Origin of the sequence: Rhodanobacter sp. Root480 (assembly GCF_001426645.1) — a bacterium.
Classification (GTDB): Bacteria; Pseudomonadota; Gammaproteobacteria; order Xanthomonadales; family Rhodanobacteraceae; genus Rhodanobacter; species Rhodanobacter ginsenosidimutans.
Genome location: NZ_LMEX01000004.1, coordinates 367,845 through 390,885 on the forward strand (window position 1 = coordinate 367,845; position 23,041 = coordinate 390,885).

19 protein-coding genes are annotated in these 23,041 nt (G+C 63.1%); 5 read left to right on the forward strand and 14 right to left on the reverse strand.

The features are described from left to right. Positions 1 to 11: 11 nt before the first annotated feature. The 6 genes from ASD22_RS16100 to ASD22_RS16120 form a co-directional block, all read right to left on the reverse strand. Positions 12 to 572, reverse strand: a complete 561-nt coding sequence (locus tag ASD22_RS16100; RefSeq protein WP_056085552.1) for a hypothetical protein — start codon at positions 570 to 572, stop codon at positions 12 to 14. Between the two features lie 85 nt (positions 573 to 657). After that, positions 658 to 1,275 (reverse strand): sugar O-acetyltransferase, encoded by a 618-nt coding sequence (locus ASD22_RS17115; RefSeq protein WP_304437646.1) that lies wholly within the window; start codon positions 1,273 to 1,275, stop codon positions 658 to 660. A gap of 493 nt (positions 1,276 to 1,768) precedes the next feature. Next, positions 1,769 to 3,052: a hypothetical protein gene (locus tag ASD22_RS16840; protein ID WP_156459044.1), complete on the reverse strand. Its 1,284-nt coding sequence runs from the start codon at positions 3,050 to 3,052 to the stop codon at positions 1,769 to 1,771. 3 nt (positions 3,053 to 3,055) lie between these two features. Then, positions 3,056 to 5,080 carry an ATP-binding protein gene (locus ASD22_RS16525; protein WP_162245084.1) on the reverse strand — a complete coding sequence of 675 codons (2,025 nt, stop codon included), beginning with the start codon at positions 5,078 to 5,080 and terminating at the stop codon, positions 3,056 to 3,058. A 29-nt stretch (positions 5,081 to 5,109) separates the two neighbouring features. Next, positions 5,110 to 6,144 (reverse strand): DNA cytosine methyltransferase, encoded by a 1,035-nt coding sequence (locus ASD22_RS16530; RefSeq protein ID WP_235577674.1) that lies wholly within the window; start codon positions 6,142 to 6,144, stop codon positions 5,110 to 5,112. Positions 6,145 to 6,221: 77 nt separating this feature from the next. After that, positions 6,222 to 6,977, reverse strand: coding sequence for an NrdJb (locus ASD22_RS16120; protein ID WP_056085555.1), 756 nt, complete (start codon positions 6,975 to 6,977; stop codon positions 6,222 to 6,224). A gap of 164 nt (positions 6,978 to 7,141) precedes the next feature. Between ASD22_RS16120 and ASD22_RS16845 the strand changes: the two genes are divergently transcribed. Further along, complete coding sequence (locus tag ASD22_RS16845) at positions 7,142 to 7,543, forward strand: hypothetical protein (protein ID WP_056085556.1); 402 nt, start codon at positions 7,142 to 7,144, stop codon at positions 7,541 to 7,543. 188 nt (positions 7,544 to 7,731) lie between these two features. On the opposite strand, the gene ASD22_RS16130 is transcribed toward ASD22_RS16845, so the two are convergent. Beyond that, positions 7,732 to 9,891 carry an adenosylcobalamin-dependent ribonucleoside-diphosphate reductase gene (locus ASD22_RS16130; RefSeq protein WP_056085557.1) on the reverse strand — a complete coding sequence of 720 codons (2,160 nt, stop codon included), beginning with the start codon at positions 9,889 to 9,891 and terminating at the stop codon, positions 7,732 to 7,734. 345 nt (positions 9,892 to 10,236) lie between these two features. Between ASD22_RS16130 and ASD22_RS16135 the strand changes: the two genes are divergently transcribed. The 4 genes from ASD22_RS16135 to ASD22_RS16150 all read left to right on the forward strand — a co-directional run bounded on the left by ASD22_RS16135 (position 10,237) and on the right by ASD22_RS16150 (position 15,223). Continuing rightward, positions 10,237 to 11,634 (forward strand): DegQ family serine endoprotease, encoded by a 1,398-nt coding sequence (locus tag ASD22_RS16135; RefSeq protein WP_056085558.1) that lies wholly within the window; start codon positions 10,237 to 10,239, stop codon positions 11,632 to 11,634. Positions 11,635 to 11,839: 205 nt separating this feature from the next. Continuing rightward, a complete protein-coding gene (locus ASD22_RS16140; protein ID WP_056085559.1) occupies positions 11,840 to 13,054 on the forward strand; it encodes a substrate-binding domain-containing protein in 1,215 nt (404 codons plus the stop codon). Between the two features lie 14 nt (positions 13,055 to 13,068). Then, on the forward strand, positions 13,069 to 13,761 hold the full coding sequence (locus tag ASD22_RS16145; protein ID WP_056085560.1) for an HAD family hydrolase: 693 nt from the start codon (positions 13,069 to 13,071) through the stop codon (positions 13,759 to 13,761). Positions 13,762 to 13,846: 85 nt separating this feature from the next. Further along, the gene (locus tag ASD22_RS16150) at positions 13,847 to 15,223 is read left to right on the forward strand and encodes a leucyl aminopeptidase family protein (protein WP_056085561.1); all 1,377 of its coding nucleotides are present in this window, start codon (positions 13,847 to 13,849) and stop codon (positions 15,221 to 15,223) included. Positions 15,224 to 15,379: 156 nt separating this feature from the next. Here the strand turns inward: ASD22_RS16150 and ASD22_RS16155 are convergent, their stop codons facing one another. From ASD22_RS16155 to mltB, 7 genes are all read right to left on the reverse strand, one after another. After that, positions 15,380 to 17,638: a carboxy terminal-processing peptidase gene (locus ASD22_RS16155; protein ID WP_056085562.1), complete on the reverse strand. Its 2,259-nt coding sequence runs from the start codon at positions 17,636 to 17,638 to the stop codon at positions 15,380 to 15,382. Between the two features lie 8 nt (positions 17,639 to 17,646). After that, positions 17,647 to 18,645, reverse strand: a complete 999-nt coding sequence (gene lipA, locus ASD22_RS16160) for a lipoyl synthase (protein ID WP_056085563.1) — start codon at positions 18,643 to 18,645, stop codon at positions 17,647 to 17,649. A 17-nt stretch (positions 18,646 to 18,662) separates the two neighbouring features. After that, positions 18,663 to 19,325, reverse strand: a complete 663-nt coding sequence (gene lipB, locus ASD22_RS16165; RefSeq protein WP_082520318.1) for a lipoyl(octanoyl) transferase LipB — start codon at positions 19,323 to 19,325, stop codon at positions 18,663 to 18,665. A gap of 132 nt (positions 19,326 to 19,457) precedes the next feature. Then, entirely contained in the window at positions 19,458 to 19,748 is a 291-nt protein-coding gene (locus ASD22_RS16170) for a DUF493 family protein (protein WP_056085565.1), read from the reverse strand. Then, positions 19,748 to 20,989 carry a D-alanyl-D-alanine carboxypeptidase family protein gene (locus ASD22_RS16175; protein ID WP_056085621.1) on the reverse strand — a complete coding sequence of 414 codons (1,242 nt, stop codon included), beginning with the start codon at positions 20,987 to 20,989 and terminating at the stop codon, positions 19,748 to 19,750. Before ASD22_RS16175 ends, ASD22_RS16170 begins: the two co-directional genes overlap by 1 nt. A gap of 72 nt (positions 20,990 to 21,061) precedes the next feature. Beyond that, on the reverse strand, positions 21,062 to 21,982 hold the full coding sequence (locus ASD22_RS16180; RefSeq protein WP_056085566.1) for a septal ring lytic transglycosylase RlpA family protein: 921 nt from the start codon (positions 21,980 to 21,982) through the stop codon (positions 21,062 to 21,064). Beyond that, positions 21,979 to 22,989, reverse strand: coding sequence for a lytic murein transglycosylase B (gene mltB / locus ASD22_RS16185; RefSeq protein WP_056085567.1), 1,011 nt, complete (start codon positions 22,987 to 22,989; stop codon positions 21,979 to 21,981). The genes ASD22_RS16180 and mltB overlap by 4 nt, the downstream gene beginning before the upstream one ends. Between the last annotated feature and the right edge of the window lie 52 nt (positions 22,990 to 23,041).

Genomic DNA, 23,041 nt, shown 5'->3' on the forward strand with positions numbered 1-23,041 from the left:
ATGAAATGCACTCACTCAAGCGTGTCTGCATCCGGCCAAACTCTTGCCCAGCACGCCATGAAAATCACCCGCAGCGACACGATAAAGCCCATCCACGCCCCGCAGCACATCGCTGTCATGACCATGAACCCAGACAAGCCCATGCTGTATCGGGACGTGCATGAGTGTCGAAGGGCTCGATCCAGTTTGGAAATTGTCCAGCCAGAACCGTCCCAAAAGATGCTCCAGACCATCAGTGGGAAAAGTACCAATCCGAAAAGGATGAGCACGGCCAGGCACGCCAGGATCGCGCCCTCCCTGGTCGTCCCGCGCTTCAATCTGACGGGAGTCGCCAACCCAAACAGGACAAGCATGAGCGGGGACCCCACGATCATCCAATGCCAGTAGAAATAGGTTCGTGCGGGATACGCAGAACATGCCATCAGCTTCCTGATGAGCGGGATCGAGCCGAAATCAACGATCGTGGGGAAGTGATTGAGCGGGAAGAAGGCCAGGAGAAACGAGAGCGCCGCATACGCGGCCATGACCGCGTAGGTCCATTTCCACGGAGAGTCGGAGCGCGCGAGTTTCATCGGTGACATCCAAGTACGAAGACAGATCCATCTACAGAAGCTGCGCGACCAGCCGGGTGGCGCCCTTCTGCCTCCCTGATCTGATTCAAGCTTCAGCAATCGGCCGAATGACGCGGCATGGATTCCCGGCAGCGACGACGCCAGCCGGGACGTCGCGCGTGACCACGGAGCCCGCGCCGATGATGCTGTTGTCGCCGATCGTGACGCCGGGCGTGATCGTGACCGAGCCGCCTATCCACACGTTGTTGCCGATGGTTACCGGCCTGGGGAGCTCCCAGCCTTCGAGGCGGCGTGCGATGTCTTCCGCGTGATTGGGGGTGTAGATACCGCAGCGCGGCCCGATGAGGCAGTCCGCCCCGATGGTGACCGCACCGCCGCCGATGACCATGAAATCGGCATTGATAAACGTACGGTCGCCGATGACCAGGCGCCCGCCATAGTCGATCCGGATCGGCGGCCGGAAATCGATCCCCGCGCCCGCGGCGGGAACGAGACCGTGAAAAAGGCGCATCGCCTCGTCGGCATCGTCGTAGTAGATGCGATTGATCACCGCACACACCGCGTTCGCCTCCCGCGTCAGCTCCTGCAGCGCAGGCGACGCTCGATACCGCATCCAGTCACCCGCCACCATCCGCCGCAGGTCCTCGTCCGTATCGAGTAGCGCGGCCATCCTGTCGTCAATGAACTGCGCTTGCTGCGTCACGTGGAATCTCCTGCCTACCTATCCAACAACCAAACCAAACCGCGACACTTCGCGAAGCAACTATATCGGACCAATTTACTCGGCCCGAGGCGCACCCGGCAGCGGACCAACTGGGTGCACGCCGTTAGCGGGTAGGCACTTCGAGAAATTTTGACTCCGCCTGGGGAGGCAGCCCAGGCAAGCCGACGTTCACCGTCATACTGACGCCGAACTTACCGCCCTCATGCGCGGCGCGCACAGTACAGCTGCTGTGAGCGTCCCCGCCCAGAAAGGCAACCTCGAAAAGCCCGGCCGCGGCTCACGGACTTGCCGGGCGCAGCCCGGCAAGCGCCGAGGAGGGTGGCCTTCTCTTTGGTGACTTTCTCTTGGCCATTCAAGAGAAAGTTACTCGCGCGCCGAAGGCGCACGAAAGCTCTTGCCTTTGATCCTGTGTCAGAAAATTGTCCCCAACACCTTTTCCCTGCCACCCCAAAAATGAGACACCCCATCGTGCTTAACCGTCAACGATGGATAGAGGCGTCACCGCTGATCTAACCACGCTGGTTGGAGTTGGTCGCTCATTTTTCTCCAGCCATTCGCGGTACTCATCCAAATTATAATTAGCAACTTCAAGCAGCTTCAGCGTAGCAGCAAGCGCTCCCTCTGCGAGGTCAGGCTGCTCCGCGAGCTCCCGATCTAGATCAACGAGCTTAACCACTTTATTTGCAACCCTTGCCGCTAAAACAGGCTCCAGAAGCGGAAGGTTGAGCACACCGCCACCAATAGTTGGCTGAGCAATACGTTTAGCCGTCGGCGTAATACGGAATGCCAATGCCAACATATCTGCACTTCCTTCGTGGACTCGATAACAGTAGCAACTTGCTAACTCAACTTTTGCGGGATCGCCGTAATGACCGTGTGCCAACTGAAGTAGATATTTCCCCAAGCCGATGCTAAACAACTTCAGAAGTCGGTCATCATGTATAGCCCATCCGTCCGAAACTACATCCTCAACGTCATCCGCGCTCACCCCCATCGCCTCCGCGAACGCATTGCGAAATACATCCGTTGGAAGATCAAGATTTCGCTTGATTGCATCGACAAACTCTTCCTTCGGCCCCCCCAATCTATCTGGCGAAACTCGAGTTGTGACGTAAAGTAACCAAGGAGAGTGCCGCCCCCTCTGATGAGAAAAAACTTCCTTGACAGCGGAAAAAAGACCCGGCCTTTCACCAACCGGCTCAACCGCCAAGTGATCGCAAGCATCAATATTGACAATATCAAAGTGGCCAAAATTTCTCAAAATCGCACAAGCCTGCGACCCCGAAACAGCAATGTCCTCGAGAAAGTCATTGAGCGTAATCGAGCTATCGGTAACCAAACCAGTTTGGCGAAGTACAGACTCCGCCGTATCACGCTGCGCGGCATTGGCGGTAGCGGCTGCCAACTGATCTACCCCTCTCTCTCCTGATCGCGAACTATCGAAACCTAAGTATTCGACTTTGCAACCCTCCTGAGCGCAGGTCTCCGCGATTACGCGCACATCGAACATGTCGGCGCCAGGAAGAGTTAAGTAACGCAACTTACTGAGTTTTGAATCCTTAACCAGTCTCACCGCAAGCGCAGCCCATTGCTCCTTTCTCACAAGTTGCTTCACTGGACGATGCCATGGCAAAAAATCATTCTTAAGCCGAAGGCCCTCATCATGGGGCCGCACATCCTCCGTACCGAAAACACTCGTAAGATCGTCGCTCCCGAGTTCGTCTTGAGTTTTCTCCATCTCCGTATCGGTAGCCATGCGTCAATTACCGAGAAAGAGTTCAAGAATTGCGCTCACAAGATCTTCCTGTTCGCGATAGGATCGATCATCCAAGACATTAAATGCAGCAAGCACACGAACCAACGCCACAGTCTTTGCTTGCCTAATGCCCTGATCGAACGTGGCAACCTTATTTGACGAATAGATAATTTCGCTAGACAGAGCCAAAGCTCCTTCACTTCTGGCTTGCGAAAGAGGCCCAGTCTCACTAGTAATCACCACCTTTGGTGATGACTCATCTCCTTGGCGATGCCGCCAGACAGCGTCCGCATAATCATTAATTGCCGATTGTTGTTCGTTCCCGGCTATTTCTCGACGCTCAAGTCGAGCTTTCTTGGCCAAATCCTTATGCTTGTTTGTAAGCTGCCGTACCCCCCGCTGAAGCCACTGTGCAACTAGCTGGACATGAGGGTGCGAGTAATTGAAAGACTCTCTGTCGATATTAAGGGCAGCATCAAGTCCTCGACGAACATAGATCTCCGACGTGATTTGCTTTAGCCGGGTGAGCTCTGATACCTGATAGCCAAAAAAAGTAGGATCAAAGAGCGCGCCACTTGCACCGCGTATTCGAACCAGCACCCCATTATTTTCCTTAGGGACAATTCTCCCGTTCCAATATATATACGCTTCAAGTTCGAGGCCACCGCCACGACGCTCATTGGAGACCCTTGATAAATTTGGGTTGTATCGCCCCACGAAGAGCAGCGCTCGCGAAAGATTTCGTTCGCCGGCCGACCTAAATCTATAGCGGATTGGCTTTTTTAACTCTACGCCGTCGATAAACGCCGAAAATGGCCCAGCCGTATGCGGCAACCCATCCTCCAAATTTACTTCATGTTCCCTTGCTATCGCCTCTCGAACGCTTTCCCCCGCGCGCATGTCAACAAGAATCGCCTGCCCCCTTGCATCATTCGATATCCAGTAAAGATCAAATGCGGACGATCGCTTCAAATCGAATGGATGGGAGTCAATATAGTCCACAGGGCTTGAGAGGCCCAGAGTCCATAACATCTCTAAATACGCGTCAAGCACGTTATTCAGAGCAGGACGTTGTGTCGACTCCGTTTCTTTTTCTACCGCATCCATTAGACACGCCATGCGCTCATTGGCAGGCGTCTCAGCATCCCACGGTAGCATCGATGGAACTGTTTGAACGACTGGACTCGTGTCGTTCGAACGCATTTCTTCAATCCACCCCGAATGAACCCGAGGCTCCTCCACCTTTATCGCGAGCGCTGCATCCATATCACCATTGGAGAGCGCATTCCTTCGCTCCGCAATCAAGCGCCAGCGTGCGTTATCTCGAAGTAAATCGCGAATATTCGGCTTTACGTCTTCAAGGACGATATCGGTACCTTGGGACTCTATATCCTGTGCAGCCTGCCGCACCAAGAGAACTTCGCCGCTAATGAACTCATCGTCCGCTTCAACTTCAGGATGATCATTAGGATCCTCCGAATATGTGCGCAGCCGCACGTCAGCGACGAGCCTATAGCTGGCTCCCTTTACCTTCGTAATGATTCGAAATCGGCGCGAAATCTGGCTAACGGAAAACAAACCAATGCCGATTTTTCCTATAAGAGGTCGTCCACCCGGCGACTTAGTCGGATCGTTAGACGCAGTAATACCTAAAGTTTGTCCGTCTATGTGGCGCTTAGCACTCCCTCCGATATTGAGAAGAATACGTGACAGGACCTCGTGCGACATACCGTTCCCATTGTCGCGGATATGGATCCTTTCAAAACGAGGAGCGTCGGTCAGAATGGTTATGGTGTTCGCATCAGCATCCCACGCATTCGATATCAACTCTCTAAATGCTGATGCAGGTCGCCGATAAATCCCGTCGGTCACACGTGCGATCACCCTCCCACTGGCTTTCAGCTGCGTGCGTACAATATTTCCGGAGTTGGCCTCATCACCTAGAAATTGGGCGAGCTCAACCTGATCGGGTAGAAAAGGGAGCTCACTTGCGTCCCCGGCCCCAGCGCCATTCAAAGTCTCTTCCATGCTCGCTCCTGATGTCTTGCCGTAAAACTCTAGAGCCCAAGTTGCGACCGTATAGATTCTGCTACTGCTTTTGCCATTGGAGGCGGCACTGCCTCACTAACCTGCGTAATTTGCTCGGAAAGGTTTCCTCGCAATACGTATTCGATCGGAAACCCTTGAAGCAGCATAGCTTCGTGCACACTAAGGCGGCGCTCACAGTTGGGATGCACATGAACCTCCCTGTTTCCATAAGCAACAGTCGGGCTAGGCTGGTCCCAGGCCAGGGTTTTAAAGCTTCGTCGATTCTTCATGTCGCCTGTCGTCAGTCGGCGCGCTGAGAAACGAATGCTCTTTGGCTGCATGCACCAATGATTCGGATGATGATTGATCTGCTCGGGCTCGATCCCTTTCCTGAAAAAAGTAGGGGCCGGCAAATGACCGATCGCAGCCCTAACAGAGCGCCACTCGGAGGGCTGTACAGTTGCGATTGGCGGTACCCAATTCAGATTGCCGTAGATGGCACGATTAAAACCAACAACGATAAGTCGTCGCCGCTTCTGTGGTACACCGTAGTTGGCAGAATTTAGGACGGAATGACTGACGTTAAAGCCAGCAGAATGTAGAAGTTTCGTTACCTGATCAAAAACTTCGCGATGTTTGGCTCCAATCAGGCCCACTACGTTCTCGAACACGAAGAAATGCATACGCGATCTCGCGTTCAAGGCGCGAACTAAGCGTGCGTATTCAAGGGGTAGAGAATGTCGGGGATCATCTGGCGTATCGGACGTGTTCGCCCCACTAAAACTCTGACAAGGGGGCCCCCCAATTATTCCAATAGGAGCAAACCCACCGCCATAATGCTGATCAAGCATCTTCAATGAAAGTTCGCGTATATCCTGAATTCGGCCCCGGCCGTCGGCACGATTACCGTTATACGAAGAAATACTATGGGGCCGAATATCGTACGCGAGGGACGAATTGAGGCCCGCCCCTTCGAAACCTAGGTCGAGACCACCTGCGCCACAAAAGAGGCTGAGAAGCAAAGGAACCCCCAATTGTCGCGCATCCAAGCCATTGAAATGCACGACCTTGGCAAACTTGCATCTTATAGGTGATGCAAGTCGACGTCACTATCTGCAACGCATCGGTGGCCGACCAACTCCTAGCCGCACTTGCTATAACCGCAATTCAAACAAGTTTGGCACCCGTCCATCAGCACCAACGCCTGCGTGTTGCACTTCACGCACATCGTGGCGCCAGGCGGGAAACCGGAGGATTCAGTGTCGGCGGAGGCTCCAGAAGCGTCACGCGCAGGGTGCGCTCCTACATCAGCGTTCTTTTTTGCGCCAGCCTGCTCAAACGCCGCCCTCTTCTCGGCGATGAGCTTCCGCGTAGCCTCATCCATCTCCGGATCATGGATCAGCCCAATATTCTTCATGTGCTGCTCTATCACCGCGCCGATCTCGGCCACGATGGAGGGCATGTACACGCCACCTGCCTTGAAGTAGCCGCCGCGCGGGTCGAACACCGCCTTCATTTCCTCGGCGATGAAGGTGACGTCGCCGCCCTTGCGGAACACGGCGGAGAGGATGCGGGTGAGCGCCACGATCCACTGGAAGTGGTCCATGTTTTTCGAGTTGATGAAGATCTCGAACGGGCGGCGCTGTTCGTGCGGGGTGCCTGCGTTGAGGATGATGTCGTTGATGGTGACGTACAGCGCGTGCTCGAACAGCGGCGACTTGATCTTGAAGGTGGAGCCGACCAGGGACTCGGGGCGCTGGACGCTCTCGTGCATCTGGATCACTTCGGCCATCGGCGCGGCCTTGGGCGTGGCGGCGGCCGCGGGCGCGGCGACGGCCTTGTCTTCGGGTTTCACGACGTTGTAGCCGGTGATCTTCTTGTTGATCTTGATTGCCATGGTTTCGCTTCTTTGAATGGGTGGCGTGCCGCCGGCATGGGCCGGACTGTTGCACAGATATTGCGTGTCACGCGCCAGCGCGTGGAGAAGTGCCCGGCCCGGCGCGAGGCCGGACCGGGCGGTGCGGCTATTTCCCTCGACCGGCGACTTTTCTGGCGGCGGTCTTGCGTGCCGTCGTGGCGCTCGGTTTGCTGCTGGCAGTGGACCTCTTGGCCGTCTTGGCGACGGCCTTCTTGCTGGCGGACTTTGCCGCCTTCGCTGGCGCGGCCTTTTTGGCCGTCTGTTTGCTGCTGACTTTCGCTGTGTTGTCGATGGGCGGTTTGCCGGCCACTTTCCTGGCGATGGCGGCTTTCTTCGCTGCGGGTTTCTTGCTGGCGGTTTTCACGATGTACGGCGGCACGAGCTTGCCCGCGGTTTTCGTGGCCGGTTTCGCGGCCGCCTTTTTCGCGGCCGCGCGCCTGGCTGGCGCCGCTTTCGGTGCCACTTTTTTCGCGGCGGCCTTCGGCGATGCGGCCTTTCTCGCGACGGCTTTCTTCACCGGCGCCTTGCGTTTCGGCGCCGCGTAAGCCCTGGCGTCCAGCGGCGCGGCGCCCATCGATTCGATCGTGGGCAGCACGGGCAATACCAAGGGCCCGGTGCGCTCGTCGGCGCTGAATGCGTCGCCTTTGTTGGCCGGTGTATCGATAGGGGTTGGCATGCCGTGCTCCGTCGATGAGGGTGCGACGCGGACGCGCGCCCGGCTGGGCGCGCGTGCCTAGAACTTGCCGTAATAGCCTTCTTTCAGGGCGTCGAACAGGTTGGCGGCGGAGTGCATTTCGCCGTCGTATTCCACCTGCTCGTTGCCCTTCAATTCCATCACGCTACCGTCTTCCAGTTCGAAGCGGTAGAGCGTGTTTTCAAGGTCGGATTCCTTCACCAATACGCCCTGGAACGCGGCCGGATTGAAGCGGAACGTGGTGCACCCCTTCAGGCCCTGCTTGTAGGCGTAGAAGTAGATGTCCTTGAAGTCCTCGTAGGGGTAATCAGTGGGCACGTTGGCGGTCTTGGAGATGGACGAGTCGATCCATTTCTGCGAGGCGGCCTGGATGTCCACGTGTTCCTTCGGGCTGATGTCGTCGGCGGCCACGAAGTAGGCGGGCAGCTTGTTCTCGACCTCTTCGGCGAACGGCTTGGCGTCGGCGTTGATCAGCGCGCGATAGGCCAGCAGTTCGTAGCTGAGCACCTCGACGCGCTCCTTCGACTTCTTGCCCTCGCGGATCACGTTGCGCGAATAGCTGTGCGCGAAGCTGGGCTCGATGCCGTTGCTGGCATTGTTGGCCAGCGACAGCGAGATGGTGCCAGTGGGCGCGATCGAGCTGTGGTGGGTGAAGCGCGCGCCGGTTTCGGCCAGCGCGTCCACCAGCTCCGGCGCCACGGTGGCGATGCGCTGCATGTAGCGGCTGTACTTGGCGTGCAGCACGCGGCCGGGGATGGTGTCGCCCACCTTGTAGCCGTCGGTGACCATTTCCGGGCGCTTGCGCAGCATGTCGCCGGTGACGGTGAACTCCTGCGTCAGCACCGGTGCGGGGCCTTTCTCTTTCGCCAGCTCCAGCGCCACTTCCCAGCCGGCCACGGCCAGCTCGCGCGACACGTCCTCGGTGAAGGCTACCGCCTCGGCGGTGCCGTAGCGGTGCTTGAGCATGGTCAGCGTACTGCCCAGGCCCAGGAAACCCATGCCGTGGCGACGCTTGCCCATGATCTCGTTGCGCTGCTGCTCCAGCGGCAGGCCGTTGATCTCCACCACGTTGTCGAGCATGCGGGTGAACACCTTCACCACCTCGCGGTACTCGTCCCAGTCGAAGCGCGCCTTGGGGCCGAACGGGTCGCGCACGAAGGTGGTGAGGTTGATCGAGCCGAGCAGGCAGGAGCCGTACGGCGGCAGCGGCTGCTCGCCGCAGGGGTTGGTGGCGCGGATGTGCTCGCACCACCAGTTGTTGTTCATCTCGTTGACCTTGTCGATCAGGATGAAACCCGGCTCGGCATAGTCGTAGGTGGACACCATGATCATGTCCCACAGGTGCCGCGCGCGGATGGTGCCGTAGATCTTGCAGGCGACCAGGCCGTCTTCGCGGTCCACGTAGTTCTCATGGATGGGCCACTCGCGCCACACCACCTTGGTGGGGTCGGCGAGGTCGACCTCGTCCTTTTCCTTGACGTGCACGGGGAACACCAGCGGCCAGTCCTGGTCGTGCTCCACCGCCTGCATGAAGCCGTCGGTGATCAGCAGGCTGAGGTTGAACTGGCGCAGGCGGCCGTCCTCGCGCTTGGCGCGGATGAACTCCTTGGCGTCGGGATGGCTGATGTCGAACGTGCCCATCTGCGCGCCGCGGCGGCCGCCGGCGGAGGACACGGTGAAGCACATCTTGTCGTAGATATCCATGAACGACAGCGGGCCGCTGGTGTACGCGCCGGCACCCGACACGTACGCGCCGCGCGGGCGCAGCGTGGAGAATTCGTAGCCGATGCCGCAGCCGGCCTTCAGCGTGAGGCCGGCCTGGTGCACCTTCTCCAGGATGTCGTCCATCGAGTCGCGGATGGTGCCCGACACCGTGCAGTTGATGGTGGAGGTGGCCGGCTTGTGCGCCAGCGCGCCCGCGTTGGAGGTGATGCGGCCGGCGGGGATCGCCCCGCGGCGCAGCGCCCACACGAAGCGCTCATACCAGTGCGCGCGCAACTCGGGCGTGGTTTCCACGTCGGACAAGGCGCGCGCCACGCGCTGCCAGGTGGCGTCGACGTTGGCATCGACCGGTTCGCCCGCCTTGTTCTTGAGGCGGTATTTCTTGTCCCAGATATCCTGCGATGCGGGTTGCAGCGGGATGTCCACGGCGTCACGACTCACGGCGGTACCTGCGGCTGGTGCACGGACTGTGCTCATTGGATTTCCTGACCTCCCGGTACCTTGCGGCCCCGTTGGTGTTGATGCGGTGTTTTTGGATGATCGACACGGCCGAAAGTGGTGTTTCGGCGGGGTTTTCTGCGGTATTTGATGGCTGCTGGCAGCGGCCTTGCCCTCCCCCGAGGATAGCGCAACCGGCACCAGCACTTGTTTGATTACCGTAAGGCAGACACAAGATGTTGTGGTTGCGAACGGAGAAGGAAGGTAACCCCGACAACCGCCGATGTAAAGTGGCTGAGCAGCATGGGTGCAGGAAACTGCGACGCCGGAACCGTGCGGCGCGCCTGCAGTCGAAACTGCGCCGATCACGTCAAGGAGAACCCGATGTCCCGCCACCTTTTTCGCGTCCATCGCTGGCTGGCAACCCTGCTGATTGCGCTGGCCAGCACGGCCTTGCCGGCGCCGGGGCGTGCCGCGCTGCCGGCGGCTGTCGATGGTCAGCCGATGCCGTCGCTGGCGCCGATGCTGCAGCGGGTGACGCCGGCCGTGGTGAATATTTCCACCCGCACCCGGGTGCAGGTGCGCAATGCGTATTTCGACGACCCGATGGTGCGCCAGTTCTTCGGCCTGCCTGCCTCGCCGCGCGAGCGGGTGGAACAGAGCCTGGGTTCGGGCGTGATCGTGGATGCGGCCAAGGGCTACGTGCTGACCAACAACCACGTGGTGGGCGGCGCCGACGACATCAGCGTGACGTTGCAGGACGGGCGCACGATGAAGGGCAAGCTGATCGGCACCGACCCGGATACCGACGTGGCCGTGGTGCAGATTCCCGCGGTGAAATTGCAGGCGCTGCCGCTGGCCGATTCATCGCAGCTGCGGGTGGGCGATTACGTGGTGGCGGTGGGCGACCCGTTCGGGCTGGGGCAGACGGTGACCTCGGGCATCGTCTCCGCGCTGGGCCGCTCGGGGCTGGGCCAGGACGCGCCCGGGATGGGCGGCTACCAGAACTTCATCCAGACCGATGCCTCGATCAACCCGGGCAATTCCGGCGGCGCGCTGGTGAACCTGCGCGGTGAGCTGGTGGGCATCAACACGATGATTTTCTCGCCCTCGGGCGGCAATGTGGGCATCGGCTTTGCCATCCCCAGCAACCTCACCAGCTCGGTGATGAGCCAGTTGCTGGCGCACGGCAAGGTGGAGCGCGGCAGCCTGGGGCTGCAGACGCAGACGATCACCCCGCGCATTGCGCAATCGCTGGGCTTGAAGGACAGCAAGGGCGTGGTGGTCACCAGCGTCACCGCGGACGGCGCCGCCGAACGCGCGGGGCTGCAACCGGGCGATGTGCTGACCGCGTTGAACGGCGAACCGCTCCGCAGCGTGCAACAGCTGCGAAATGCCGAAGGCCTGCTGCCGCTGGGCAGCAGCGTGCGGCTGGGCCTGCTGCGCGACGGCAAACAGCGCGAGGTGAACGCCACGCTGAGTCCGGAGAAACTGGCCACGCTGGATGGCGGCCAGCTCGACCCGCGCCTGGCCGGCGTGCGCTTCAGCGAATTGAGCCAGCGCCAGCGCGACCAGGGCATCCACGGCGTGGCGATCAGTGCGGTGCAGCCGGGCAGCCGCGCGGCGCGGGCCGGGCTGGAATCCGGCGACATGCTGATCGGCATCGGCAACCAGCGCATCGTCAGCCTGCGCATGCTGCGCGGACTGGCCGGCGTGCACCTGCGGCAACTGGTACTGGTGGTGGCCGATGCCGACGGCAGCCATTACGTGCTGATCCAGTAAGCGCCGGCTGTTCAGCTTTCCGCGGGAGCGCCTGCGGAAAGGGTTGGCGGTGCCATGGAGGCCATCGGGATCGTGCCAGCCGCGGGAAAAACTTGATGTTTCCCCGGCGGACCGCTGAAATGCCGGGTCTGCTTCACCAATTTCGCGATGGTGAAGCGACATACTCGCGCTTTCTCGTCCACCCACGCCGGGGCTCTCCATCGTCATGTCTGTCCGTCTTGCCTGTTTGTTGTCCGTCGCCCTGATCGGCGCCAGCGTCGCCAGCCCGTCCTTCGCCAAGAAAAGCCATGCCCACAAGGCCAGCGCCAGCAAGAGCGCCGGCCCCACCCTGATCTGGCGCGGCGACGTGGCCACGGCGCAGGGCGTGGTCAGCGAAGTGGCCGCCGCCTGGAAAAAGGCCGGCCACGGCAATATCGAGCTGCAGCCGTTCAACACCGCTTCGGGCATCGACGCGGTGGCCAGCGGCACGGCCGACCTGGCCGGCAGCGCCCGCGGCAGCGACGGCAGCGCGCAGAACGCCAACCTGGTGTTCACCCCGGTGGCGTGGGACGGGCTGGTGGTGATTACCCAGGCCTCCAACCCGGTCAACAACCTCAGCCTGAAACAGGTGCACGACATCTACTACGGCAGGATCCACAACTGGAGCGAGGTGGGCGGCCGCAATGCGCCGATCGACGTGTACGCCGTGGCCAGCCCCGGCGACGGCGTGGAATACAGCCTGCGCAGCCTGCTGTTCGGCCGCGGCAACCAGCCGGTGGCGGCGCCGCGCCTGTACGTCAACACGCACAAGCTGGAAGAAGGTGTGGCGCTGAACCCGAACGGGCTGGGCGCCGCCACGCTGTCGGACATCCAGGGCAACCGCAAGCTGAAGGCGCTGTCGATCGACGGCGTGCCGGCCACCGTGGCCAACGTCGCCGACGGCAGCTACGTGCTGTTTACCCCGCTCTACCTGGTGACCAACCCGCGCAGCCCCAAAGCCGCGCAGGTGCAGGCGTTCGTCGATTTCATGCACACCGACCCGGCCAAGGAAGCGCTGCGCAAGCACGCCGTGCTGCCGTTCGAGGATGGCAGCGCGCTGACCGCGCTGGACAGTTCGCGACGCGACAAGATCCTGGCCGCCGTGGGTGCGCGCCGCCGCACCCCGGTGGCCGCGCCGGGTGCCACCTATGCCGCGGGCGCGGCGATCGCCCCCACCTCGCCCAAGACGCTGGCCGCCAGGACGGCGATGGAGGAGCGCAAGGCCCCGACCCCGCCGCCCGTGGCGCCGGCGCCGAGCAAGCTCTACACCGTGAGCAAGGGCGACACGCTGTCGGTGATCGCCAAGAAGCACGACCTCACCGTGGCGCAGCTGCGCGACTGGAACCACCTGAAGAACGACAACCTGAAGATCGGCCAGGTGCTCCACCTCGGCAACAAATAGACGGCTGAACGCAGGTGCATATCCTGGCGCTCACGCTGGACCTGGATGACACCTTGTGGCCGGTGCTGCCGGCGCTGCAACGCGCCGACGAGGCAGTCGACGCGTGGTTGCGCCAGCATCACCCGGACGTGGCGCTGAAGTGGCCGATCGACGCGATGCGCGCGCTGCGCCTGCAGGTGGCGGCCGAGCGCACCGACCTGGCGCACGACTTCACCACCCAGCGCCAGCTCACCCTGCAGCAGGCCTTCGACGCCTGCGGCGTGATCGAGGCGCCGGTCGACGCGCTGTGGGAAATCTACTTCGCCGCCCGCAACGCGGTGGAGCTGTACGCCGACAGCCTGCCCGCGCTGCAACGCATCGCCGCCCGCGTGCCGCTGGCCAGCCTCACCAACGGCAATGCCGACCTGCACCGCGTGGGCATCCATACCCATTTCGCGCACCACGTCTGCGCCCGCGACACCGGCTTCGCCAAACCCGACCCGCGCATTTTTCAGGCCGCTGCCGATTGCCTTGGCGTGGCACCGGCCAACATCCTGCACGTGGGCGACGACCCGGCGATGGACGTGGCCGGCGCCCGCGATGCCGGCCTGCGCACGGCCTGGATCAACCGCCACAGCGAACCCTGGCCCGAGGCATTGGGCGCAAGGCCTGACCTCGATCTGCCCGACATGGCCGCGCTGGCCGACTGGCTTGACGCGCAAGCTTGAGCAAGCCCGGCGCAATGCGCGCAAAATGGGCGATTCACCGCGCGCGTGGGCACGCGCCGGCATCACCGAAACACGAGGAGACCGCATGTCCGCCCTGATCGAACGCCAGCCCGGCGACCGTCGCAGCATTGCCATCGAAACCACCGACGCGGCCCATCTGGCCGCCACCCGGCGCCGGCTGGACGCGAGCCAGCGCCGCTGGCTGGCCGACACCGGTTTCGATGCCGCGCCGGGCAGTTTCGCCCTGCTGGCGGATGCGTCCGGCAAGCTGGTGCGGGTGCTGGCCGGCGTCGATCCGCGCGACAGCCTGGCTGCGCTGGCCGCCCTGCCCTGCACGCTGCCCGAGGCCACCTATCACCTGGCCGCCGAAGGCGTGCTGGCCGACCCCGCGCAGGCCGCGCTGGGCTGGGCGCTGGGCGCGTACCAGTTCAGCCGCTACCGCCAACCGCGCCGAGCGCCTGCGAAGCTGGCAGTGGCGGCGGACGCGCTGAAGCAATTGGCGCCGCTGGTCGACGCCACCTGCCTGGTACGCGACCTGGTCAACACGCCCACCGAGGACATGAGCCCGCAGCAGCTGGCCGACGCCGTGCGCCGGCTGGGCAAGACGCATCGCGCGAAGCTGCGCGAATGGGTGGGCGACGAACTGCTGGCCGCCAACTTCCCCACCATCCACGCGGTGGGCCGCGCCAGCCACCGTGCGCCACGGCTGGTCGAACTCAGCTGGGGCAAGGCCAGCGACCCGAAGCTGGTGATCGTGGGCAAGGGCGTGTGTTTCGACACCGGCGGGCTGGATCTGAAATCGGCCGACGGCATGCGCTGGATGAAGAAGGACATGGGCGGCGCGGCACACGCGATCGCGCTGGCCGCTCTGGTGATGCAGGCGAAACTGCCGGTGCGGCTGACCTTGCTGATCCCCGCCGTGGAGAACGCGGTGGCAGGCAATGCAATGCGTCCCGGCGAGGTCATCACCACGCGCGCCGGCCACACCGTCGAGGTGGACAACACCGACGCCGAGGGCCGGTTGATCTTGTGCGACGCGCTGGCCTACGGCGCCGAGCAGAAGCCTGTCTTGATGATCGATTTCGCCACCCTGACCGGCGCCGCGCGCGTGGCGCTGGGGCCGGACCTGCCGGCACTGTTCGGCAATCGCGATGCATCGGCCGACGAGGTGGTCGCCGCCGGCCACGCCGTGGCCGATCCGTTGTGGCGACTGCCGTTGTGGCGGCCGTACCGCAAGCTGCTGGATTCGCACCTGGCCGACTTCGCCAACGCCGGGCCGTCGCGCCACGCGGGCGCGATCACCGCGGCGCTGTACCTGGAGCGCTTCGTGCCCGACGACATCGACTGGCTGCACCTGGACACCTACGCCTGGAACGACGCCGACCGCCCCGGCCGCCCGCGCGGCGGCGAGGCGATGGGGCTGCGGGCGGTGTTCGCCGTGTTGCAGCAGCGCTTCGGCTGAACCCACCCGGCTGTTGCAGGAGCGACTTCAGTCGCGATGCTCTTTGTCGAAAGCTGAAAAGCATCGCGGCTGAAGCCGCTCCTACAGGATTTGCGGCTCGGCGGACAAAAAAAGGCAGCGCAAGCGCTGCCTTTTTCTTTGGCGATGCCTACGCGCTCAGTGCACTGGCGCGCTTGCGGCAGACGCGGGCAGCGAGGTGCTGGCCACGGTGTTCAGGCTGAACTTGCCGCCGTAGGGCAGGACTTCGGCGGCGAGTTTCGGGTCGGCCTTGATCAGGCCGACCGCGTCGAACAACACGTGCGCGCTTTCGTCCAGCTGCACGTCCTTCGCTTCCTTCGCCTCCTTCTCCTGCTTCAGCTCGCTCTTCAGGCTGCGCTCGTTCGGATTGAGGCCGTCGTCCAGCCGGCTGCTGACGTCGTCTTCTTCATCGAGCAGGTTGGTGGTGCCGTCGATGGCCTTGTGCCGCGCGCGGAAGCTGGCCTGGATGGCGTCCTGCTGCTTGCGCTCGGCCTCGCGCGTGGCCAGGTTCAGCGAGATCGACTTCTTGCCGCGCATGATCTTGTACTGGGCCAGTTCGTCCAGCATCAGCTGCCAGCCCGGCGACTTCACCACGCGCGCATCGTGCATCTGCTCAAGCTTCGGCAGGTACGCCTTCATGTCGGCAATCGGCTGGTACTGCGCCGGGGGGATGTGCGTCCACTCCAGTGCGTTGTCGTAGGTGGATTCGCCGAAGTCTTTCTCGTCGCCATTCTTCGGGAAGGCGATGTCCGGGGTGACACCCTTCAGCTGGGTGGAGCCACCGTTGATGCGGAAGAACTCGGCGATGGTCATCTTCAGCTCGCCGTATTGCGGCTTGTCGCTCTCGCTGCGGCTGAAGCGGTCCAGGTCGACCAGGTTCTGCACCGTGCCCTTGCCGAAGGTGGGCTCACCGATGATCAGGCCGCGGCCGTAATCCTGGATAGCGGCGGCGAAGATCTCCGAGGCGGAAGCAGTGCCGCGGTTGACCAGCACCGCCAGCGGGCCGCTCCAGGCCATGCCCGGGTCGTCGTCGCCCTGCGCTTCGGCATGACCCTTGGCGTCGCGCACCTGCACCACCGGGCCGGTGTCGATGAACAGGCCGGTCATGGCATTGGCCTCGGCCAACGAGCCGCCGCCGTTGTTGCGCAGATCCATCACCACGCCCTGCACGCCAGCCGTCTTGAGCTCGCCCAGCAGCTTGGCCACGTCGCGGGTGGCGCTCTTGAAGTTCTTGTCGCCCTCGCTGCGCGCGCCGAAATCGGAATAGAAGGTGGGCAGCTCGATCACGCCGATCTTGCGGGTGACGTCGCCATCCTTGATCTCCACGATCTTCTTCTTGGCCGCCTGCTCCTCGATGCTGACCTTCTTGCGCACCAGGGTGACGAACACGTGCTTGCCATCGAGGCCGGTGTCCGCCGGCAGGATCTCCAGCCGCACGGTGGTGTCCTTCTTGCCGCGGATCTGGTTGACCACGTCGTCCAGGCGCCAGCCGATCACGTCGGTGACCGGGCCTTCGGCGCCCTGGCCGATGCCCACGATGCGGTCGCCCACGTGGATCTTGCCGGATTTCATCGCGGGCGCACCCGGCACCAGCTCGCGGATCTGGGTGTAGTCGTCGCGCGCCTGCAGCACCGCGCCGATGCCTTCCAGCGACAGCTTCATCGCGATGTCGAAGTTCTCCGCCGCGCGCGGCCCCAGATAATCGGTGTGCGGGTCGGTGGTTTCCGCGTAGGCGGTCATGAAGGTCTGGAACGCATCTTCGCTGTCCAGCTGCTTTACCCGCTCGATGTAGCCGGTGTAACGCTTGGTCAGCGTCTTGCGGATTTCGTCATCGGGCTTGCCGGCCAGCTTCAGGCGCAACCAGTCGTTCATGGTGCGCTTGCGCCACAGGTCGTCCAGTTCGGCCTTGTCTTTCGCCCAGGTGGCGTCCTTGCGATCGAAGGTGTAGCTCTCGTCGGCGTTGAAGTCGAAACCCTTGGCCAGCAGGCCGCGCGCAAAGGTCATGCGATCGACGGCGCGGTGCAGGTAAAGATTGAAGATGGTGAACGGCGCGGACAGGTCCTGGTTCCAGATCGCGTCGTCGAGCTTGGTTTCCAGCGGCGCGAACGTGGCCATGTCGGCCTGGGTGAAGAACACCTTTTCGCCGTCCAGCATCTTCAGGTAGGCCTTGAAGATGCGGGCCGACATCGCGTCGTCCAAAGGCTGCGCGTCGTAGTGGAAGCGCGTCAGGAAGCGCGCCGACAACTGCGCCGCTTCGGCCTCGGTGGTGCTGGGCACCAACGGCCATACCGAAGCCTTGCGATTTTTCTGCCCGGCGCCGAGATCGGCGGCGGACTGCGCGCAAACGCAGGTGGTGGTGATGGCGAGCAGCAGGGCCAGCAGGGGGCGAAATTTCATGGATTCTCTCAGGCGTGCTCGGTGACGCCGGCTGCATGGGCCTGCAGGTCGGCGTGATAGGACGACCGCACCAGCGGGCCGGAGGCGACGTGATGGAAACCCATCGCCTCACCGGCTTCGCGCAACGCGTCGAATTCCTCGGGAGTCCAGTACCGCACCACCGGGTGATGGTGCGGCGTGGGCTGCAGGTACTGGCCAATGGTGATCATCTCGACGTCATGGGCGCGTAGATCGCGCAGCGTCTCGATCACCTGATCGTACGTTTCTCCCAGGCCCAGCATGATGCCGGACTTGGTCGGCACGTCGGGGTGCTGCGCCTTGAAGCGCTTGAGCAGGTCCAGCGACCACTGGTAATCGGCGCCCGGGCGCACTTCGCGATACAGGTGCGGCACGGTTTCCAGGTTGTGGTTGAACACGTCCGGCGGGAAATCCTTCAACACTTCCAGCGCCCGCTCCATGCGGCCCTTGCCGCGAAAATCGGGGGTGAGGATCTCGATCTTGATGTTGGGGCTGGCGTGGCGTGTGGCGCGGATGCACGAGGCGAAATGGCTGGCGCCGCCGTCGCGCAGATCGTCGCGGTCGACCGAGGTGATCACCACGTATTTCAGCCGCATGTCGGCGATGGTCTGCGCCAACCGCGCCGGCTCCATGGTATCCGGCGGCTGCGGCCGGCCATGCGCCACGTCGCAGAACGAGCAGCGCCGGGTGCACACCTCGCCCAGGATCATGAAGGTGGCGGTGCCCTTGCTGAAGCATTCGTGGATGTTCGGGCAGGACGCTTCCTCGCATACGGTGACCAGCGCGTTCTCGCGCAGGCGCGCCTTCAACTGCTGCACCGCGTTGCCTTGCGGCAGCCGCACGCGAATCCAGGATGGCTTGCGCAGCGTCGGCACGGCGGTGTCGAAACCGGCGCGGTTCAACGCGATCTTGTCGCTGCCCAGTTGCTTCTCGGGCGCGCCGGCGACAACGCTGATCGGGATGGTCTTGGAGGGGGAAAGGTTGCTCATGAAAACGCCTGGATCGATCAAGCCTGGGCCGCTGCGCGGGCGGGGAGTTCGGGTAGCACGGGGGCGGTCGGTACGGCGGAGAAACCGAACTGGCGGCAGAATTCGCCGATCAGCACATCCTCGACGTCTGCCAGCCGTGTGGGGCCGGCCAAGTCTAGCATTTGCGTGACCGCCAAACCCTTGTAACCGCAAGGATTGATGCGCTGGAACGGCTCCAGATCCATGGCCACGTTGAAGGCCAGCCCGTGGAAGCTGCAACCGCGCCTCACGCGCAGGCCCAGCGCCGCGATTTTGGCCTCGCCCACGTAGACGCCCGGCGCGCCGTCGCGGCGCACGGCGGTGATCTGCCAATGCGCCAGCGTGTCGATGATGGCCTGCTCGATCCGATGCACCAGCTCGCGCACGCTGACGCCCACGCGGCGAAGGTCGATAAGCGGATAGGCCACGATCTGCCCGGGGCCGTGATACGTCACCTGGCCGCCGCGATCCACCGGCACCACCGGGATGTCGCCGGGCGCCAGCACGTGCTCCATCTTGCCGGCCTGGCCCAGGGTGAATACCGGGTCGTGCTCCAGCAACCACAATTCGTCGGCGGTATCGGCCACCCGGTTGTCGGTGAACGCACCCATCGCCTTCCACGTCACCGCGTAGGGCTGGCGGCCGAGGCGGCGAATTTTCAAAGGCCGGGAATCGGGAATGGGGAATGGGGAATCGTGGGTCACGGCAAAATTGAAAACTTATGGAGCCTCATGCACAAATGAAAATGGGGAGCCTGGAATGGCTTTTCCATTCCCCATTCCCGATTCCCGGCCTCACAACGTATACCGGATATCCGGACACTCGCGCAGCGCCACATGCGCTGCGTCGTATTGCTCGCGGTTCTCGCAGCGGAAGCTGACCGTGACCGAGACGAAATTGCCGCCGCCGGAATGCCGGTGGCGCACGCTTTCGTGCAGCACTTTCAGCCCCGCCTGCTCCAGCAGCTGCGGCACCTTGGCGGGCAGGTCGGCGCTGGCGCTGCCCACCGCGGTGATCTCGAAATCACCGGGGAACTGGAATCCCTTGCCTTCCTGCTTCGCCTTGGTGAAGTCGATCGGTTGCATTATTTCGCGTCCGCGGCCTGTTCGGTCTTGTCCTTGCTGCCGTGGAACCACAACAGGATGGTGTCCCACAGGCGCGAGAAGAAACCGCCCTTCGGCGCATCGGCCAGCGCCACCAGCGGCACGTTCTGCACCGGCTGGCCGGCCAGGGTGACACGCAGGGTGCCGACCTGCTGGCCCTTCTTGAACGGCGCGATCAGGGTGGCGGGAATGTCCATGGTGGCCTTGAGCTTGTCGTAGTCACCGCGCTTGACCGTCACCCGCACGTCCTCGGCGGCGCCCAGCGGCAGCTGGTTGCTTTCGCCCTTCCACAGCCGCGGCGTCACCAGCGCCTTGCCGGCCTCGTACAGCTTGTGCGTTTCATAGAAGCGGAAGCCGTAGTTGAGCAGCGCCATCGCCGAATCGGCACGCGCCTTCTCGCTGCTGGCGCCCATCACGATGGCGATCATCCGCGACTCGCCCTGCTTGGCCGATGCGGCCAGGCAGTAGCCGGCGGCCGCGGTGTGACCGGTCTTGATGCCGTCCACGCTGGGGTCGCGCCACAGCAAGGTGTTGCGGTTGTGCTGCTTGATACCGTTCCACTCGAACTCCTTCACCGCGGAGATCGCATAGTCCTCGGGGAAGTCGTGGATCAGCGCGCGCGACAGGATCGCCACGTCGTGCGCGGTGGTGTAGTGATCCTCGATCGGGTAGCCCGACGCGTTGCGGAAGTTGGAATTGACCATGCCCAACTGCTTGGCATAGGCGTTCATCAGCGCCGCAAACGAGGACTCGGAACCGGCCGTGTGCTCGGCCAGCGCGATCGCCGCGTCGTTGCCGGACTGGATGATCATGCCGTACAGCAGGTCTTTCAGCGGCACCTGGCTGTTGAGCTTGAGGAAGCTGGTGGAGCCGTCGGTGCCGGCGCCGCCGCCGCGCCAGGCGTTCTCGCTGATGGTGACCGGGTCGCTCATGTGGACCTTGCCGTTGGCGACCTCGGCCGAGACCACGTAGTCGGTCATGATTTTGGTGATCGACGCGGGCTCCACGCGCAGGTCCGGCTCCTTGCTGGCCAGGATCTGCCCCGTGGCGTAATCCATCAACACCCAGCTCTTGCCGTCGACATCCGGCGGCGGCGGCACCGGCGCGTCGGGCACCACCGGGCGCGGCACGGGCGACGGGCGCGGTGGCGTCTGGGCGAGCGCAACGCCGAACAACAGGCTGGCGGCGGCAAACGGGATCAGGGTGCGGCGAAGAAAATTCATCGTGTGATTCAGTCCGGTCTTGAGGTCGGCGGCGCGATCGCCGGCGTCGGTGAAAAGGTGCTGCAAATTTGCTCAGTCTACCGCGACCTGCGGTCGTGGCAGGCCCATGCCCTCGATCCGGGCACTGACCGCATCGGCGCGATCGACATCCACCAGCGGCCCGACCCGCACGCGGCGCACGCGCTGCCCGTTGACGTCGACATCGCTGACTTGCACCGCGCCCACGTTGGCCTCGCGCAAACGCTGCGCCAGGCGATTGGCGTTGTCGGTATTGGCGAACGCGCCCACTTGCAGATACAGCCCGGGGTGCCGGCGTGTGACCACGGGCGGCGGCGGCAGTTCCTGACCCGGCTGTCGCGGGTCGATGCCGCGCACCTCGACCAGGCCGGTGCCCTTGGGCCAGATGCCGATCCGCACCGCCGCGGCGTAGGACAGGTCGATCAGCCGGTTGGCGTGGAACGGGCCGCGGTCGTTGACCCGCACGATCACGCTCTTGCCGTTTTCCAGATTGGTCACCCGCGCGTAGCTGGGCAGCGGCAGCGTGGGGCTGGCGGCGCTGAACGCGTACATGTCGTAGGTTTCCAGGCTGGACGTCTTGTAGCCGTGGAACTTGTTGCCATAGAACGAGGCGATGCCGCGCTCGTCGTAGCCGCGTGCCGTGGGCAGTACCTTGTAGCTGCGGCCGAGCACGGTATAGGGCGACTTGTTGCCATATAGCGAACGCGGCTCGACCTTCGGCACCGGCTCGATCAGCTTGCCGATGTCGGGAATCGGGCCGTCCGGAATGCTGTCGCTGCGATCCCGGTAGCGGCTGCTCTGCGGCCGGCTGAGGTCGTCATGAAAGCGGTCGCCGGACGACGACGACGCGCCCGCACGAGAGCTTCCCTGTTGCTGGGTGGCATGGCTGCCGCGCGAGGGTTTCGTCTTGTGCCCGCCGCAGCCGGCCAGCAGCGACAACGCGGCCAGCGCCAGCGACGCGTGCCACCACTTCATCGCGCGCTATCCACCTGGCCGACGCCGGCGGCGATCGCCTGCGCCAGCTGGTGCACCGACATCGCATACAGCGGGCTGCGGTTGTAGCGGGTGATGACGTAGAAATTCTGGAACGTGAACCAGTATTCGGGCCCGTTGACGCCATCGAGCGTCTGCAAGGTGGTCATCTGCGCGGGCGGCAGCGACTGCAGCGGCGCGTAGCCCCAGGCTTCCAGTTGTTCCAGCGGCCATTGCGGGCGGCTGTCCTTGATGGTGATCGGCCGCGCGCTGGCATCGGGCTGCGCGCGCGCCGCCACCGGCTCGCCGCTGACCCAGCCGTGGCCGGCGAAGTAATTGGCCACGCTGGCGAAGATATCCGGCAGCGAACCCTGCAGGTCGATGCGGCCATCGTGGTCGGCATCCACCGCGAAGTCGCGGATGCTGGTGGGCATGAACTGGCCCCAGCCCTGCGCACCGGCGTACGAGCCGGTGAGCGTGTCGAGCGGGCCGGCCAGGTGATTGGCCGGCATTTCCAGCAGCTCCTTCAATTGCTCGCGAAAGAACTTCGCCCGTGGCGGGTAATACAGGCCCAGCGTGACCAGCGCATCGAGCACCTTGTAGCTGCCGGTATTGCGGCCGTAGCTGGTTTCCACACCCACGATCGCCACGATGTACGAAGGGTCCACGCCGTATTGCGTGCCGATGCGCTGCAACAGGTCGCGGTGTTCGCGGTAGAACGCGATGCCGTCGTTGATGCGCTTGTCGGTGACGAAGATGGGGCGGTAATCGCGCCACGGCTTGGCTTCGGCCGGGCGGCTGATCGCATCGAGAATGCTCTGCTGCCGCTTGGCGCCGTCGAGCAGCGCGTTCAAGGTGGCGGCATCCTTGCCGGTATCGCGCACCACCTCCTGCACCAGCGCCGCCTGACCCGGATGCGTCTGCGCCGATACCGGCGCGACACACAACAGCAAGGGCGCGATGAGGGCGGCCAGGAAACCGGCAGGGCGCGAGGCGCGGATAACAGTCATGGAAGCTTCGCTTGCGAAATGACGGAGGTCGCTCGAAAGCCTAACACGCACG

Bases quoted from the DNA above. Each gene is read 5' to 3' on its own strand.
- ASD22_RS16100 (WP_056085552.1), bottom strand. From the start codon at position 572: ATGAAACTCGCGCGCTCCGACTCTCCGTGGAAATGGACCTACGCGGTC.
- ASD22_RS16840 (WP_156459044.1), bottom strand. From the start codon at position 3,052: ATGGCTACCGATACGGAGATGGAGAAAACTCAAGACGAACTCGGGAGC.
- ASD22_RS16525 (WP_162245084.1), bottom strand. From the start codon at position 5,080: ATGGAAGAGACTTTGAATGGCGCTGGGGCCGGGGACGCAAGTGAGCTC.
- ASD22_RS16120 (WP_056085555.1), bottom strand. From the start codon at position 6,977: ATGGCAATCAAGATCAACAAGAAGATCACCGGCTACAACGTCGTGAAA.
- ASD22_RS16130 (WP_056085557.1), bottom strand. From the start codon at position 9,891: ATGAGCACAGTCCGTGCACCAGCCGCAGGTACCGCCGTGAGTCGTGAC.
- ASD22_RS16135 (WP_056085558.1), top strand. From the start codon at position 10,237: ATGTCCCGCCACCTTTTTCGCGTCCATCGCTGGCTGGCAACCCTGCTG.
- ASD22_RS16140 (WP_056085559.1), top strand. From the start codon at position 11,840: ATGTCTGTCCGTCTTGCCTGTTTGTTGTCCGTCGCCCTGATCGGCGCC.
- ASD22_RS16150 (WP_056085561.1), top strand. From the start codon at position 13,847: ATGTCCGCCCTGATCGAACGCCAGCCCGGCGACCGTCGCAGCATTGCC.
- ASD22_RS16155 (WP_056085562.1), bottom strand. From the start codon at position 17,638: ATGAAATTTCGCCCCCTGCTGGCCCTGCTGCTCGCCATCACCACCACC.
- lipA (WP_056085563.1), bottom strand. From the start codon at position 18,645: ATGAGCAACCTTTCCCCCTCCAAGACCATCCCGATCAGCGTTGTCGCC.
- ASD22_RS16170 (WP_056085565.1), bottom strand. From the start codon at position 19,748: ATGCAACCGATCGACTTCACCAAGGCGAAGCAGGAAGGCAAGGGATTC.
- ASD22_RS16175 (WP_056085621.1), bottom strand. From the start codon at position 20,989: ATGAATTTTCTTCGCCGCACCCTGATCCCGTTTGCCGCCGCCAGCCTG.
- ASD22_RS16180 (WP_056085566.1), bottom strand. From the start codon at position 21,982: ATGAAGTGGTGGCACGCGTCGCTGGCGCTGGCCGCGTTGTCGCTGCTG.
- mltB (WP_056085567.1), bottom strand. From the start codon at position 22,989: ATGACTGTTATCCGCGCCTCGCGCCCTGCCGGTTTCCTGGCCGCCCTC.